Source organism: Candidatus Limnocylindrales bacterium, from assembly GCA_035559535.1.
GTDB lineage: Bacteria > Moduliflexota > Moduliflexia > Moduliflexales > JAUQPW01 > JAUQPW01.
On sequence record DATMBG010000026.1, the window covers coordinates 93,861 to 111,167 of the forward strand.

At 41.6% G+C, this 17,307-nt stretch carries 11 protein-coding genes; all 11 read right to left on the reverse strand.

What is annotated here, in order from left to right:
* Positions 1-83 precede the first annotated feature (83 nt).
* Positions 84-1,670 (reverse strand): Gfo/Idh/MocA family oxidoreductase, encoded by a 1,587-nt coding sequence (locus VNM22_09085; protein ID HWP47301.1) that lies wholly within the window; start codon positions 1,668-1,670, stop codon positions 84-86.
* A 128-nt stretch (positions 1,671-1,798) separates the two neighbouring features.
* The gene (locus VNM22_09090) at positions 1,799-3,061 is read right to left on the reverse strand and encodes a Wzz/FepE/Etk N-terminal domain-containing protein (protein HWP47302.1); all 1,263 of its coding nucleotides are present in this window, start codon (positions 3,059-3,061) and stop codon (positions 1,799-1,801) included.
* 136 nt (positions 3,062-3,197) lie between these two features.
* Positions 3,198-4,331: a hypothetical protein gene (locus VNM22_09095; GenBank protein ID HWP47303.1), complete on the reverse strand. Its 1,134-nt coding sequence runs from the start codon at positions 4,329-4,331 to the stop codon at positions 3,198-3,200.
* 127 nt (positions 4,332-4,458) lie between these two features.
* Positions 4,459-4,932, reverse strand: a complete 474-nt coding sequence (locus VNM22_09100) for an acyltransferase (GenBank protein ID HWP47304.1) — start codon at positions 4,930-4,932, stop codon at positions 4,459-4,461.
* Entirely contained in the window at positions 4,932-5,939 is a 1,008-nt protein-coding gene (locus tag VNM22_09105) for a Gfo/Idh/MocA family oxidoreductase (protein HWP47305.1), read from the reverse strand. Before VNM22_09105 ends, VNM22_09100 begins: the two co-directional genes overlap by 1 nt.
* 21 nt (positions 5,940-5,960) lie before the next feature.
* Complete coding sequence (locus tag VNM22_09110) at positions 5,961-7,439, reverse strand: sugar transferase (GenBank protein ID HWP47306.1); 1,479 nt, start codon at positions 7,437-7,439, stop codon at positions 5,961-5,963.
* A 106-nt stretch (positions 7,440-7,545) separates the two neighbouring features.
* On the reverse strand, positions 7,546-8,718 hold the full coding sequence (locus VNM22_09115; GenBank protein HWP47307.1) for a glycosyltransferase family 4 protein: 1,173 nt from the start codon (positions 8,716-8,718) through the stop codon (positions 7,546-7,548).
* Between the two features lie 43 nt (positions 8,719-8,761).
* Positions 8,762-10,690, reverse strand: coding sequence for an asparagine synthase (glutamine-hydrolyzing) (gene asnB, locus VNM22_09120; protein HWP47308.1), 1,929 nt, complete (start codon positions 10,688-10,690; stop codon positions 8,762-8,764).
* Positions 10,691-10,698: 8 nt separating this feature from the next.
* Positions 10,699-11,673, reverse strand: coding sequence for a glycosyltransferase (locus tag VNM22_09125; protein HWP47309.1), 975 nt, complete (start codon positions 11,671-11,673; stop codon positions 10,699-10,701).
* A 296-nt stretch (positions 11,674-11,969) separates the two neighbouring features.
* Positions 11,970-15,473, reverse strand: a complete 3,504-nt coding sequence (locus VNM22_09130; protein ID HWP47310.1) for an FG-GAP-like repeat-containing protein — start codon at positions 15,471-15,473, stop codon at positions 11,970-11,972.
* Between the two features lie 178 nt (positions 15,474-15,651).
* Complete coding sequence (locus VNM22_09135; protein HWP47311.1) at positions 15,652-17,226, reverse strand: hypothetical protein; 1,575 nt, start codon at positions 17,224-17,226, stop codon at positions 15,652-15,654.
* Positions 17,227-17,307 lie beyond the last annotated feature (81 nt).

A 17,307-nucleotide genomic window follows, 5' to 3' on the forward strand; every position in this document is an offset into this window, starting at 1 on the left:
CAAGTCCCTGGTTTTGGTTTAAGAATACCCCACTTTTTACCGGGAGATCACTTCCTTGTACGGGCGCACGGCCGTGCGCCCCTCTAATGGATACAGCTAACCGAATCATTTATCTTTTTGTAAACCCGTTTACATCGGGAGCATTGAGCCTTGTCATTGACAAACTTCAACTTAGTTCCGCATCGGCACATCCATCCGACGATACGTCCGGGGTTACCAACCACCAGTGCATAGTCTGGAACATCCTTTGTAACTATAGCTCCGGCTCCGATAAAGGCAAAACGACCGATGGTAGTTCCACAAAGGATGGTTGCATTGGCGCCTATGGAGGCTCCGTATTTCACGAGGGTAGGTTGATAGTATTCACGCCCTCGCTGGGGAAATTCACATCGGGGATTCAGAACATTTGTGAAGACCATGGAAGGTCCGCAGAAGACATAATCTTCCAGCTCGACCCCTTCATAGACCGATACATTATTTTGAATTTTCACAAAATTACCGATACGAACATTATTACCGATATTGACATTCTGTCCCAGGGTACAATTTTTACCGATTACGGCCCCTTTTTGGACATGGCTAAAGTGCCAGATTTTCGTTCCCTCTCCGATCTGACAACCTTCGTCTATTACTGCGGTTTCATGAACAAAGAACTTCTGATTGGGGGGTGTTTGGAGATTTACCCGGATATTTTCATTCCGGGTTTCCCTATTTTCTAATCGGGCCTGTGCCTGTTCCAAAATTTCCAGGACTTTGATACCGTTCTTTCCATCGGTAAGCGGTTGAGTTCCTGTGGTCACACACTGCATAAAGTGTTCGAGTTCGAGTTGGAGGGGTTCTTCATCTGAATATTCGATAACCTGGTAATCAGCATCTCGCTTTTGGGGTTCTCCCTGCACCCAATCGATCCCTTTGGGATAGAGTATCAACCGATCTTGTTTTTTCGAATCCTCGAACACGATCATATTTTTATCTCCGATGACGACCAGGCGATGTTCCTTGAAGGGGTGAAGCCAGGATACATGGATATGTGCATGGATATTTCTGGGGTAACGGAGGATGGTCAGCGTAACATCATGGATGCCGGGTTGTAAAAATATTCCTCCCTTAGCATCGATTTCCACGGGATCTTCTTCGATGAGGTATTGCAGGACTGAGATATCATGGGGTGCGAAGGACCAGAGGATATTTTCCTCTTTTCGCACGGTACCCAGATTCAGGCGATTACTGTAGATATATTGAAGTTTTCCCAGGGTACCGTCCTGGATCAACTGTTTAATTTTTCGGATGGCCGGATGATAGAGGAGCAGGTGGCCGACCATTAAAATCTTTTTTCTCTGTATAGCCAGATGATCCAGGTCCCTGGCCTGATAGGAGAAGAGGGCAAGGGGTTTTTCGACCAACACATTTTTATCGGCCTCCAGGCATCGTCTGGCGAGGGCATAGTGGGTTTCTGCCGGGGTCGCCACAACCACCCCCTGGACTTCTGGGTCGTTGAGGATTTCTTCGAGGTCGGTGACACCTTTTATTTTCTGGGAGATCTCCCTTATTTTCTCCAGGTTTTTTTTATCCACATCACAGACATACTTGAGTTTCTCGCCAAAAATTCGATGAGCCGTTCTGACATGATTCATTCCCCAACGACCGCATCCGACTATGGCTAACTTCATGGTGTTAGTATTCATCCACTGGTAAAGCAGGCGAGACGTCTGCGCCCCTACACCCGACCGGGTAAAGCAGGCGAGACGTCTGCGCCCCTGGAGAGAAGGAACCTCACGTAGAAAGGAAAATTCCTCTTCTAGACGGGATTTGATTGTCGTTCTGACTTTACCGCCGGAGTTACATATTCCAGGAGAAAAACCAGGATAACCAGACTTGCAAAAAACCCTATTGCACCTGCCAGGAGCAAATTTACTTTGCTATTTGAATTAACAGGACCTTTAGATACCACAACCGGATTTGCCATTTCCAGCTGTGACTTCCTGGTATTGACAAGGGTCTGGATTTGATCCCACTTTTCTTTGAGGGATTTAGAGTTTTCCTCCAAAGAATTGTAATGCCTGGTTATGTTCCATAGTTCAAGTTCTTCTTTGATCAATTCCTTTTGTAACTCCGCTATCTGCTTATCATTATCTTCTAAATCCTTAACCAGGGCAAGCTTTCTAACCTTCAAACTCTCCAAATCTGCAAGGGTTTCAACCAGCTTCGGTTCCATGATAGCATGTAAAGGATTTATTTGTTCATCTTTTATTTGGAGGCTTAATAGGGTTGAGGCAGGTAAACCCGAAGTCTCTTTAACCGAATCTTGCAGTATTGGATCATTGGATAAGGATCTGGAAAGCCACAGAGTTTTCTTTTCTTCCCCTAATTTCTTGGTGAGGGTAGCTATTATAGCACTCTTTTCTTCTATGGTTCGGTTGGTTTCAAGAAGTCCCAGTTCGGTATTCTTCCGCTTTTGCATGAGGATCTCTTTTTTTAGCCTGGTAACCTCGACCATAGATTGGGCAGTTAATAATTCTTGCTCCACCTGAGCCAACTGACGATTTATTTCTTCCATTTCATCCTTGATGGAATCCCTGTTCTTCATCGCTGTGGCAATTTCTTTTTCATTAGCTTCTTGATTCAGCTCTACAGCCGAAATCGCTACGGCATGGGCTATATTACCGACTTTTTCAGGATCTGTGTGGTCCACTATAATATCTATGCGATTCATTTTTGGAATAGGTTCAACGGATATTATCCGGGTCAAATTTTCCAGGCCTATTTGGTAGGGGGGCTTATCTAATTGAAGCCTTTCCAGGACCCTGGCCATTACCGCTTGACTCTTGATGGCCTCAGCATAGCTTTTATCTGGATTGGAGATGAACAATGAGATTGTAGCCCGATACACCTTAGGGGTCACCAGATTTAGAATGACCGCGATTATCACGAAAAGAATAGTTCCTCCCAGGATAAAGCTTTTCCACTTCCATAGTACTTTTAAATACTCCATCAAATCCCTTTCGTCTTTATCTTCTGACCTCGCTCTTCCTACTATAGATTTTTCACTTACCTCGGCCATAATCCTGTTTTCTTAGAATTTTTGGTTGAATATTATAGAGTCAAAACTTATCCCATTTTGGGATTTTTCGATCGAAAACAGAACCAGAATAGTATAGCTAACAAGAATATAGAGCTTTGTCAAGAGTTTTATTCTACTAGTGGCCTTTCTGATGAGATTTAATTGATTCTTTAGTTTTAGAACGTGAGATATGCTCCAGAGGAAAAGTAAGGATAATCAGAATCAGAAATCCTATTCCTACAATCCATACATTTCTTAGAATAGAATCCGATTTGAGAGGGTTTTTAGGTAGACTGGCTGAATTTACCACCTTTAAAATCTGATCCCTCTTAACAGCAACAACCTTGAGGGCGTCTTCCAGGTATTGCTGGGCACGTCGGCGAATTTCTTCAGCTTGCTGGAGAGCTTTCATTGCGTCTTTTAGCTTTACTTCATTTTGGATCAATTCTTTCTGTAAATTGGTTAATTGTTTCTCATTAATTTCTATATCTCTGACCAGGGATAATTTTCTGGTCTTTAACCCTTCCAAATTAGAGATAGCCTCCACCAATTTAGGTTCCAAGTCCTTATATAAAGGATTTATCTGCTCGTCTTTTATCTGAATTTCTGGAAAATCAGACGGTGAAAAAGTCAGAAATTCCTTTGTATTATCTTGTATTACGAAGTCTCTAGATAAAGAACGGGAAAGTACAAGAATTTTCTTTTCCTGATTAAGTTTTTGGCTGAATACTTCTAAGTTGGTGTTTTGCTCTTCCAGCTTCCGATCTATCTCCAGGAATTCTAACCTGATCCTTTTCTGTTCTTCCAGGAGCACTTCCTTTTTAAGTTTACTGACTTCAAGAATCTCCTGAGCGGTTAATAACTCCTCATTTGCTTTAGCTACCCTGGTCTCCCAATAATTCAGATCGGATTGGTGTCTTTCCAGATAAGTACCTATTTCGGCCTCGGTGAGTTCCTTATTTAATTCAACTACCGAAGCTGCTATAGCGTTTGCTATATCTCGGGCTTTTTCAGGATCCGTGTATTTAACCCTGATAGTGATAAGAGGAGTTCCCGGTAGGGGCTCAACAGATATCATTCCAATCAAAGTTTCCGGATTCAATAGGTGAGGAGGTTTATCCAATCCGAGTCTTTCTATAACCCTGGTAGCCACTGCTTGATCCTTAATCAGGCTCACCTTCGGGTCTTTGATTATCTCCTCAGAGTTTTTATTCAGATCTGTAGATAGTGAGACGGTAGCCTGATAAATTTTAGGTACTCTCAAATTCATGGTAAAGCTTACAACCATTGTGATAATTAAACAAAGAAAGGTTCCAGTTATAATTAAGCTTTTCCATTTCCAGGGTATTTTTAGAAGATCTCTGAAGTTAATCCTCAGCATGATAAATTGATAAGCTTTACAAACTACGGATAATCCGTGCAGGGATACCTGCCACTATTACATTTGGGGGGACATCTTTGGTCACAACGCTACCTGCTCCCACTATGGCATTCTCACCTATAGTAATTCCGCACAAAATCGTTGAGCTTGTTCCAATGGAAGCACCTCTTTTTACCAGTGTAGGAATTACTTTCCAGTCTTTTTCGGTCTGAAGTTGGCCTTCAGGATTGGTAGAGCGTGGATATTTATCATTAATAAAAGAAACGTTATGCCCTATAAAGACATCATCCTCGATGATGACACCTTCACAGATGAAGGTATGGCTGGAGACTTTGACATTCCGACCGATCTTTGCATTCTTTTGAATTTCCACAAAAGCTCCTATTTTTGAGTTGTCTCCGATTTCGCACCCGTAGAGGTTTACAAAAGCAAAGATTTTGACATTCTTTCCCAACTTTACATCTGGGGCTATGCGTTGATAGAGTTCCATTAATTCTGTTTAAGCTCCACCATTCTCCCTTCTGAGCGCAGAGAGCGTTCGGCTGCTTCCAGAATGTTAACAACATTCAACCCTGCCCGCCCATCGGTAGTGGGGCGCTTTCCGGTTAAAACACATTCTACAAATTCTTGGGTTATAAAGCTTAGGGCTTCGGTTTGTTCAATTTTGGGGGCATACATGTCCCCGACTCGATATTGGATCAGGGTATTGTACACGGCCTCTTCTCCTTTGATTTCCACACCCTTATCGTATACTTTCACCTTCTCACTGGGTTCTACATCATCATAGACGACCATGTGTTTGGTTCCGGCTAACAGAATTCTTCTTATCTTTACGGGGGATAGCCAGCTCACATGAAAGTGCGCTATAAGTTTATCGTTAAAGTGAACCGTCAAATAGGCCATGTCTTCCAGATCATTGAAATGATTCACGCCGACAGCCGAAACCGACACAGGCCGTTTATCAATGAGATAATCCATGATGGATATATCGTGGGGAGCCAGATCCCAGATCACATTGGTATCATGCTGGAATAATCCCAGATTCACCCGTACGGAGTCGAAATAGAGTATTTCCCCGACGTCTCCTCGATCTATGATTTCTTTTATTTTCCTTATGGCACTGGTATAAACAAAGGTATGATCTACCATGAGGGTTAATCCTTTACTTTCAGCACGATCCAAAAGCTCGTAAGCCTCCGTACTTTTGGTTGTCATGGGCTTTTCCATGAAAAGATGTTTTCCAGCTTTAAGAACTTTCATACCTAGAGGATAATGGGTTGAGACCGGTGTCGCAATGGCAATAGCATCTATATCCTTTCGTTTCAAAAGGTCTTCAAAGACCGGTGTAACTTCAACGTTAGGAAATTTTTGTTTGATCCTTTGGAGATGTCTGGTTTGAATATCACAGCATACTACTCCCTGGATGTTCTCCACGGCCAAAAAATTTCGAACAAGATTTGGTCCCCAATAACCAAGCCCAACGACGCCTATTTTCATCTTTATCTCCTCGAAAATGGTTTATTTTCCCCCTCTCCCAAAGATCATGACCGGGATTGTCTTAAGGATAAGTTGTAAATCTAAAAGCCACCAAGCATTATGGATATAAAAAAGGTCAAGAATCACCATGTCCTCGAATCCTACACGACTTCGCCCGCTCACCTGCCAGACTCCTGTACAGCCGGGGGTGACGCTAAGACGTTTTTTATGCCAGTCCTCATAACGCTCCCATTCATAGGGAAGACAGGGACGAGGGCCCACTAGGCTCATGTCACCCTTAAGAACGTTAATAAGCTGGGGCAGTTCATCGAGACTTGTTTTGCGAATGAATCTTCCAACACGGGTAATCCTGGACTCATCGATAATTTTTGTCAATTTCTGATGAGGATTATAGTTTTTCTTTTCACGGATGAAGATCTCATATCTTTGCTTTCGAGTCTCATCCTTATCACTCCCCAAGTACATAGAGCGGAACTTATAAAACTGGAATGGCTTCCCATTTTTTCCAATCCGGGTCTGCTTAAATAAGATAGGGCCCCGTGAATCAATCTTAATGGCGATAGCAATTATAACTAAAACAGGCGCCAAAAGTAGTAAAGCCAAACTTGTAAAAAATAAATCGAATACCCGCTTGGAAATCCGCTGTAAGGTATTCGGCGTAGAGTTACTGACGGCAACCACGGGCACATTTCCGTAGCGTTCTATAGGGATAAGAGTTGGAATAATCTCGTAGAGAGGAGAGGCAATCTTGATCAAGGCACGGGTTTTTAAACATACTCCGATAACCTCCAGGAGACGGATGTGGGAGACATTGTCTAAACACACCAGGATCTCATTGATACGGTGTTCGTCAACGATATAGGGGGTATCGGAAACTTTCCCAAGTACTTTAAGACCTTTGAAGATGGTCGAACCAACAGGTTTCTTATCATCAAGAAAGCCGATTACCTGTAAGCCATAAGGGTTATTGGAACGAAGATTGGCTGCAACCGATTTTCCCGTCCTCCCAGCTCCGATGATCAAAAGTGATCGATGATAAAGGTGGTTCTTCGTAAGAAACAAAAATAGATTTCGAAAAAGAAAAACTCTAAAAAAAAGCAATAATCCAAAACTTATGAGGGCAAAATAGAGAATTATGAGTCGACTATCCACAATAAGGCGATCTACAATGTGGAAGATTCCCTCCATTCGAGACTCTGTGAAGAAGGACAGTAGAGCAAAACCCACTGCAGCCTGGAAGAGCGCCCGGCTAATCCCGATTACCTGATCTGAAACAGTAAGAAATACATTTATTCTATAAAGACAGTGATGTTGGAAAATTAAAATAATCCCTAAAGCATACACCAAGAAGAATAAAACCTCAGGGGTTATGAAAGGAAAATAGAGCGGAAATATATCCATTTTTGGACTGTGAAACTTTAGCGCTACAGTAAACGCTATGTTGATCAATATCCAGTCCAGCAGTGCAAGAATATATTTATAAGGTGGATATCGTTTCATAAACCTAAGAATTCCTTCCTAGAGCAGGGATCTCCGTTAAACTGAAGCTTTGATTAGCCCGAGAATATAGGAAACCAAATGGGAGCATAGAAAATAAAAGAAATTTTTATTGACAGATTAAGGAGTTAATTAGCTTGATATATCTTGCCCTCATAATCTCCCACTTGTAAGCTTGATATCTATTAAAGGCGTTTTCCGTAAACTTACGAACTTCTGAGGGGTAGCGATAAACAAAAACTATTTTTTCAGCCAACTGGTCAGCGTCATCAGAATCAAAATAAATTACGCAATCCTCGGGGAAGTAATATAAATAGGTTTTTAATTTCGTTGCGATTACCGGAATTTTAAGATAAATCATTTCCGTTAATTTAAGGGAATAGTATAAATCGGAATAAATATCCTTTTTGGGCGGCAGAATGCAAACCGATGCGGTAGAGAGTCTTTCCATCATTTCCTTAAATCTCAGTCTTCCCTGATATCGAACATTATGAATAGCTAACTTGTTTGCCAGGTTTAATATATTCTCCAGGTCTGGACCGTCCCCATATAAATGGAATTCTATTTTAGAATAAATCTCTGGATATTTCCTCTTAATTATTTCTAAAGCTTTTACAATCAATGAAAGATTTAAATTAAAATTTATAGTCCCATTGTAAACAATATTAAATTTATCTGTTTTTTCTCTCTGAATTAGAGGTAACTCGGAGGGATCCACTCCATTCATGACAACGGTAATATTTTTTTTTATCTTGACTCTGTTTTCTAATATCCCTCGGGCAAGATCATGAAAAACTATCACTTCATCCGCAAATCCAAAAGATGCCTTCTCTTGAAAATACAAGATCTTCATGATAAAAGAGTTCTGAGTGGAGGGTTTGTGCTGACACATGAATTCGGGAAATAGTTCATGGAAATCTAAGATGATTTTTGAGCCTAGAATTTTAGGGATCCAGCAAGTAAATACCAAAAAATCTGGTAGAGTATGCACATGGAATAATCTTATCCGATGTCGAAGGCAAAGATAAGAAACAATCAAAAAACTAAAAACCTCAAAAAGAAAATACTCCCAGAGTCTTCTCATAAAGGAAGATCTTTTCTTCCTTAAGGGAACCCGATAAATATTAATATTCCCATTATGTTCTAAAATTTTTTTGGAATCCCCCTTAATACAGACAATAAAAACTTTAAATTCATGGGCTAACAGCGTATTGGTGTATCTTCGAATTCTGGAGTCTTTTGGAAATTCATCAAAGAATACATGACAAAGTTTCTTCTCCATGATAAAATCAACCTTATCTTTTCCCTTTTTTGAAATAAAATTCTTATGACAGGTTATTCGACTTTTTTACAGGAACCATTTCCTCGAAATCTAAAATTCGATTTTCGAAAAACACCTTATGCCATAATTCGAAAGACAAAAGGGCAAAAATCTGACGTTGGTAATTTTGTTTACGACTTTGATGTAGGTCAATAAGTCGATTAATATATGCCATATTAAAGTAGTTCCTGCAAGTTGAATCCTTACTATTAAATATTTTTTTTGCAGTTATGGCTAGATTATTTTGTAACCATAAATCCATAGGCGTTGCAAATCCTTGTTTTTTTCGGAGGATGATTTCCTGGGGAAGCCATTTTTTAACGGCCATTTTATGAAGGTATTTATGAACTTTTCCCTTTAACTTTAAGGTGGAGGGCAGAGATTCTAGAAACTTAACCAGCTCTATATCTAAAAAAGGAACACGCATCTCTAAAGAATTTGCCATAGACATTTTGTCCCCCAACAAAAGCAAGTTATCGGCTAAAGACATGCGGGTATCGATATATAAAATCTTCGCAAGAGAATCTTTAAGATGAAAAGTTTGTTGGTACCAGCGTTCGACTAATCCCAGATCTACATTGATTACTCTCTTCTTGATCTCTTCGTTGAATAATCGGGCTTTTTGAGTAGGGGTAAAGATGGTATAAATCGCTAAGAACCTTTCTAATTCATTTTCAAACTGACAGGCAAACGCTGCACGCTTCAGGCGTTCATTGCGTGGGAGTACTTGAACCAGGGTTAGGAGGGGAAGTAAACGTAAGAATCGGGCATATTTACTCAGGTAGTATTCTCCAAAATACCTTGCATACCCTGCTAATAGTTCATCGGCACCTTGACCAGCCAATGCCACCTTTAAATGGGTTGCTGCAAGTTTAGAAACATAATATAAAGCTGTGGTTGACGTCACAGCGAAAGGCTCCTCCAGGTAATAAAAGGAGCGAGGAAAAAAATTTAAATATTCCTTTTGTGATAAACAGATCTCATAGTGTTCAGAATTGATCAATTCTGCTGTACGTCGGGCTTTATGCAGTTCATTGTAATCCCCTTTACCTTCAAATCCAATGGTAAAAGTCTTTATTCTGCCAGAAGCCTCTTTTTGCATGAGATACCCTACCACAGCCGAATCAATACCACCACTTAATAGCAAACCCACAGGTACATCGCTTATCATCTGACGTCTGATTGCATTTTCGAGCAATCTTTGGTATTCCAGAATTGCCTCTGCTTCAGAGATCTTCGGGTGGGGAATAGGTATATAATCCCAATAAGATTTCAGTTCCAGGTTCCCTCGAAAATCTAGTTTCAAATAGTGTCCAGGACTCAATTTTTTGATATTTTTGAAAAGCGTCTGGGGGGAAGGATTATATCGAAAGGTAAGAAAGCTATGGAGGGCTTCATAATCCAGTTCTTTTTCTATGGAAGGGTCCTGAAAAATAGCTTTTATTTCAGATCCGAACAGCAGTTTTCCGTTGTTTATGGTGTAATAAACTGGTTTTACCCCAAAGTGGTCTCTGGCCAATATGAGAACATGTTTTTGTTGGTCGTAAATTGCAAAGGCAAAGATTCCATTCAAGCGTGCAAAAGCGGTTTCACCATATTCTTTATATAGGTAGATGATAGCCTCGGTATCTGATTTTGTCTGGAATATATGGCCTCTCTGCTCTAATTCTTTCCTCAATTCACGGAAATTATAGATTTCTCCGTTGAACACTATCCAAATTCTACCTTCTTGATCGGACATGGGTTGTTTACCTGTTGCCAGGTCAATGATACTCAGTCGTCTGTGGCCAAGCCCCACCTTTTGGGTTTCATCGATAAAGAAGCCTTCATCATCAGGCCCCCTATGGGTCATGCAATCACACATCCGGGTCAGCAATTCCCGATTAAGGGTCTGAGCCCAATTAAAGATGAATACCCCTGCAATACCACACATAGTTGAGGTTACCCTGTTCTTTTGAGAATTATTTTATAAATTTCAATAATTTTATCTGCTACCGCTTCTAAACTTAATGCCAGAACTTTATTACGACCATTTCTTAAACGGGTGTTAGTCTGTAAAACTTTCTGAAGAGCCGAGGAGATATGAACAGGATCATGTTTAACAAGGTAACAATTTTCTACGCCTTCCAAACGCTCACGGATGTCTCCCACATCTACTGCAACAATCGGAAGATTGCAGGCTAAGGCTTCTTTCACAATGTTAGGTGACCCTTCATGGGCAGAGGTTAAAAGCAGGCAATTCACAGCATTTAGATAGTCTGCAACCATAGAAGGGGGTTTTCCTTCTACTGTGATTAGTTCAACCGAAGAGATTGACTGTCTGAGCAAATCTACAGCGGCTTTCGCCAACGGATAACGTTTTACCGGGTCAGACTTCCTACCTGCAAAAAGTATATAGAACTTCTCTTCAGGGAGATTTAATTCCAGGCGGTCTACTTCCTTTGGCCGGAATATCTCCAGATCTATCCCATTGGGTATCACGGATTTTTTTTTGGTTATTAAGCAGTTTGCAAGTTCATGGGATTTAGCAATACTATAGGAGGATAAAATAGACAGTAAATTGCTCAAAAAACGATGGCTTAGAATCGTTCTCAGGGTATATCTTCCTGAATCATCACAATTGCCTAAAACATCATTCCCCATATAGGAAACAACAAGAGGAAGGGTTGTGGCGAGCCTTGCTGTCCAGCCTGCATACATGTAGTGGGCGTGTACAATATCATACTCCTTCGATCTGAGCTTTTCTCTGACCTGGTAGATACCCCCAAGGTATTTTTTGAGACCACGTCCCTTCAAAACGCAAACGTCCGCCTGTATGCCCTTTTTTCTAAGGGAATCAACCTGGAAGCCAATAAAGGATCCCGTATGGGGATTTTCTGGACTGGGATATACACCGGTCACATGTAAGACTTTCATTCTGCGTTTAGACGATAACTCAAGGAGTTCCCTCGCCTACCTTTCCAGGTTTTGCATCAATGGTAGTAAAATCTACGCTGGTGCGAGGTTAAGGTTTCTCCTTCAACTTTGTCCACTGTCGCAAGGGGAAGAAACGTTAAAATCAGGTTCTTTCCCTTCTAGGGTGGAAAAGAGCAGGTGGAAACCTCTCCGGTAGGAATTTCCTCTCTTAATATCCTTCTACCAGAGCCCGGAGTAAGAGAAAACCTTTGAATTTATGGCATTGGTTTTAATATGTATAACCGGCTCTTTGACTCTTATGGAGTTTGATCCACTACATAAAGGTAACCATCACTAACGCTGACAATGACTTCTACCTGTGCATCTCCATCTACATCGGCCAGGATCAAGTCCTGGATCGGATAAACAAAATTATAGGTCCACACAATCTGACCATCCCTGGCCCGAATGGCATATAACCAGCCGTCTCCACTCCCTACCAGGACTTCAACCTGGCCATCTCCATTTATATCTGTACTGACCGCATTGCTCAAGGCAGACGGTTTCTGGGTTTCAGGGGAAACGATTTTACCCTGGCTTAGGAATAAATCCTGCAAGACTTTTCCGTCTTTCCCCCGTAAGATCCGTAATCGCCCACTGGCATTGGGGATAGCTATATCCATTATCTGATCGCCGTCTGCGTCCAGAAAGGTCGGCAGGATGTCGGTCGTCTCATAGCCGTCATCGGCTAAAGGGAGTGACCACAGCAGGCGGCCATCCTGCGCAAAAACTCCTACTTGATAACCTCCTGCTGCAGAGATAATCTCCGGTTCAGGATCTTCATTTAAATTAACAGTAAAGAAACGAGCATCTTCATGACTGGGGTAATGCCGAAAGAGGGTTCCATCTATTCCGCTCATGGCATAGCCCCAGATTCCTATTATGTCATCATAACCATCATTATTCAAGTCGTTAATTGCCAATACATTTGGGAAGTAGGCAGAAAAAGCCCGTGTCCATAGAATCTTGCCGTTATCCCCATCTAAGGCTATATATCCCAGAGGGCTTAACCCAAAAATATCTAATCGTCCTTTTCCATTAAAATTTCCGTATCCCAGTACCTTTAAATGTATCGGGGTTTCCCATACCTGGGCTGTATCTGATCGAATCAATTTCTCTTGGGGTCCTAGTTGGGTAAAATACTGTAAATTTAAATTATCAGTTAAATAAAGCGGATAAAGAAGGTTATTAGATACGGATGTGGGATCTACAGTTTCTCGCCAGGTATGAGAGGGAAACTTTACTTGAGCGGTCTGATCCGTACTGCTCCAAAAAATCAAGCGAGTAGCTCTGGCTTGTCTCTCCGGTATAGCCCAAACCGGTGCTGCCCAATTTCCAACCTGGAACTCACTCTGCTGAAGGCCTGTCTCCCAATTCCAGAAGGTAACCTTACCATTTTGGTATGAAACTCCCAGGAAGATTCCAGAATTTGTTTCGGTTATATATAAACCGGATATGGGTACATCAACAGGCAATGTTTTTACTAACCGGGGAGTCTCGTTATTCTTATCCTGATAGATCCAGAGTTTTCCTTGATGATATAACCCAATCAAGGGGATAGTTCCCTCTTCCAGCCTTAGGATTCCCAGCAATGTGCCCTCCAAGGACCAACGCTTCTCCCATTTCGAATTCGTCGACTTCAGCAACTGTAAAGCTCTGACCGGTTTATTAAGAACCGTTAGTAACTCAATCTGTCCATCTCCATCAAAATCAGCTCCGGCCACGGCCCAACATCTTATTAAATCCTTAATGAGATGACCATTTTGTCCATCATAAATATATACATGTTGTACCATATCTCTTAACGAAACATTAAAAACCACATCTGGGAACCCATCTCCATTCCAATCGTGGGAAGCATCTACAATTTTTTGGGTATTTTCATAATACCACGTCGTATCATTTGAGATAGTCCAAAGGGGAGTTAACTGATTCTTTGTGTATTTCAGCACAGAGAGATTACCTCCATTAATAACCCGTCCACTCCAGGAATGGGCAATAATTTCTAAAGAACCATCGTTATCCATATCTTGAAGAACTAATTCGGTTAATTCTCCGTAAATTCCAGGTTGTGAATATTCTGCCAGTATTTTACCCGTTGATCCATCCAGAACCTTAACGATGGGTGGGTCAAATACAACGACTTCGTTATGACCATCTCCATCTAAATCCCCGGCTTCTGTAGCATGGTGATTCCAACCCGGATGAGGGGTTTGCCAGACCGGATGACATATACCGCCCTCTCCAAAGCCTTTGGCAAAGCTCCACATATAGGTGACCCAATTGGTTCCATTAAAGGCTGTGGAAACCCAATCTGTAATCCCATCTCCAGAAACATCTTTGAAGGTATTCCAAACGGCATCATAACCATGAAGCCACCCGTTTTCAAAGTGACACAAAGTTTGGCCAGTCAGTCCATCCAGTACTATAAAGGTGAACCGGGGTGTTGCGGTCACCAGAATTTCTTTCCGGTTGTCTCCGTTTACGTCAATTACACGGACCAGGGATACCTCTGGTTGGAGATAAGGAGAAACCCATAGATCCCGTCCATCCTTTATGGATACTGCACGTATTCGTCCGGCTTCAGAAAAAATAAACTCCGGAAATCCATCGGCATCAAGGTCGGTCATTTCTGAACTTCGCAACCGGCCTCCCGTAGAGACTCGCCAGCGAACCATGGGTTTTGTAATATCAGAAGATCCTGGTTGAAAACTTGTCTTCTGTAGGTCTCGTCCTATAACCGGCCAATCCAAGACCGATGGGGTTATATACTTAATTCGAACTCGTGTAACCAATGGAGAAGGAGCTTCAGTGTTGGTCCTTGTCATTTTAATTTGATATTGTAAATATCGCTTCTGACCGAGTTCGGTAGGCACATAGGTACTTACTTCTTGCCAGCGTGTCCAACTGGTATCCGGAGTAGGTGTAGGACCTGTACGAACATACAGGGCAAAGGTGGATCGGTCATAACCTTCATGGAAGGGAGTCGCTATTCCCGGTTCGAATTGGATGGCATCTAACATAAAACGCATAATGATCGGTGCATTGAAGATGAATTGTGGACGTACGGTTGCTACTTCAGAAGGTATAGATGAAAAAGAGATCGTACCTGTGTAGCGCTGCCATTCTGTTGATGTTGTAGTCTGAGTGAAAGCAACAATTTTCCCAATTTCTTGCCCCAGTTTATCATAAGCGATTACACTACCGGTTAAAGTACCTGATGGCCCATCGGGGGTTCTAAAATCGACACTTAACGCATACGTGAGAAAGGGGTTAACGGCAATGGGTATGCTGGTACGTAAACCAACCTCCACAGGAGCAATAGAAGGTTGAATACTGTTCTGGCCCAAGTAAGCCCAATGCCCAGCGCTGGCCTGGAAGGGTAGATCACTCACCAAAGTATGAGTTATAAAACCATTTTCGGAACCGGTTGCCTCCCAGTATTCCAAACTCCCCTGAGGTCCCCACTCAAAACTGGCATTGGGGAGTAGATTGTGGGTTCCAGGAATACTCACTAATCCCTGGGTTCCGGTAATTTCAACCCGCCCAAAGCCGGCCGGTTTACCTGCATCAAAAATCCGACTGGTTAATACACCCGTTATAGCTCCTTCAGCAAGTTGGAGATGTCCGGCTGCGGTTGTGATGATATTCTGACTGGATTCAAATTGTTTAGCTCCTGTCCCAATACCTCCCGACCAATCGCTCTGAAGGAATTCCCCAGACAGGTAAATAGAGGAATTAACCCATCTGTTAAATAGCAAAAATAAAATCCCTCCCAACATTACTACCGGTAACAATCCAATATATAAGAATTTTTTTGAAACTCTACGATGGGGGATGGAAGATACCCTTGAAGGCCCCGGATCTATAGCTTCTCTCATTGTCGTTATTTTAGCAGATATAGCCTGAGATCATCTCTCAGGGATTTATTGATCAAAATTAGACTGTTCCATACTGCCCATCTATATTGTTCTCTATTACTTTAATCCGGCTTCGTATAGAAACCATAGGCTTTAAACTTGCATAGGGTAATCCTACAAACAGGATCGTAACCAACATAAATTGAGCTACTTCCATATAAGTATCAAAAAGAGATGCTACAAATATCAGCAGGGCGCACACCTGCCCTGCAACAATAATAGAATCTTTCCTGCTATCCCCGGTTTTCAAACCCTCAGCACTTAGCACCATAGAAAGATAGAGGGAAGCCACAAGCCACCATCCCATGATTCCGAGTTCTGCAATAATCGCCAGATGGGAAGAGAAGGGATTTGTCAAAGCAGCGCTCCGCCATTGTGCCTGGACAGCCCACTCCTCGTCATATAAATCTACATAATATTCCTTTGCCAGTTTACTCGTGAAAGGTTCAACGAGGTTGAATAATCGACTCCCCTGTTCCTTGTACATGGTATCAGAAGCTCGACTGTTTGAAGCCTTTGAGGAAATGGTTCCCGGACCGGCCCCAATGAGCCATGGATAATCTCTTGAGAGTATGCGTTGTGCAAAAACTAACTTATGGTTAGGATCTGTATATGTTGCAAGGTAATCCTGAAGGGTTCTGTTTTCATCCCCGACTAGATATTTTATATAAAGATTTCCAACATACGGAGTAATAAAAGCTATAAAGAGGCTTCCAAATACCAGGGAACCTGAAAAGAGGATCTTTGTTTTTATGGGTAGTTTTTTTGAAGCGATAATTCTTATGATAATATACAAAAATCCTGCAATAATCAAAGAAATCAAGAGATGTTTAGTTTCACTTTCGAATAGGAGATAAGCACATCCAATTGATGGAATTAATACCCCTTCTCTCCAGGAAGTTATATTTGAAATCCTTCGACTTCGATCGAATAAAATGACCGTGAGGGCAACAATCATGATCAATGCTATTTCGTTAGTAGATCTCAAAGATCCGAAGTTTGAGTCGCCAGGAAACCAGTCCTTACGAAAGATCTGACCGACAAGAACAGGAATGAGCTGAAGGAGGGAGAACCTTATAAAAGCATGTGATAAAAGTTCTACTTCTCTCCAGGATATTCTCTCCATACTTATTCCTACCATAACTATAAAGGGTGATAAAAAAGTGATGAAAAATAAAACTAAGGAGAGTAAATTTAACTCCCTGACCTGACTAACTCCCCAGTCGATGAGGACCCAACAAAGTAAAAGCAACAAAAAAAATTTTATAGATTTAGACAATCTGGAGTTATGCCGGGAAAGCAAAACCCTGGGAATGTATAAGAACGGAATGATATAGGCTAAATACTCAAAAGGTGTAAATACTACCAGGATAATAGAAAGTAACCTGCTGATAGGAGAACCTGATATAAATGAGGTGACTATAAATAAGAGAATCGGGATCAGGAAGATGATTTCTGGAACCCAGGCAAAGTGCTTGTTGAGACCGATGAGAATTAATAATAAAGAGGACAACAGTAAGAAATTTTTACCCGTACCTACAACCGGAATAGGTCCCATGGCTGCCCAAAGTGGATTCTTATAAAACCTCACCATAGAAGGTAAACCCTCTTAAAGCAAAGGCCTTTGTTCCCGACGGTCTATAAAGCTCAATTTTTAAATTTTTTACTCTGCCTA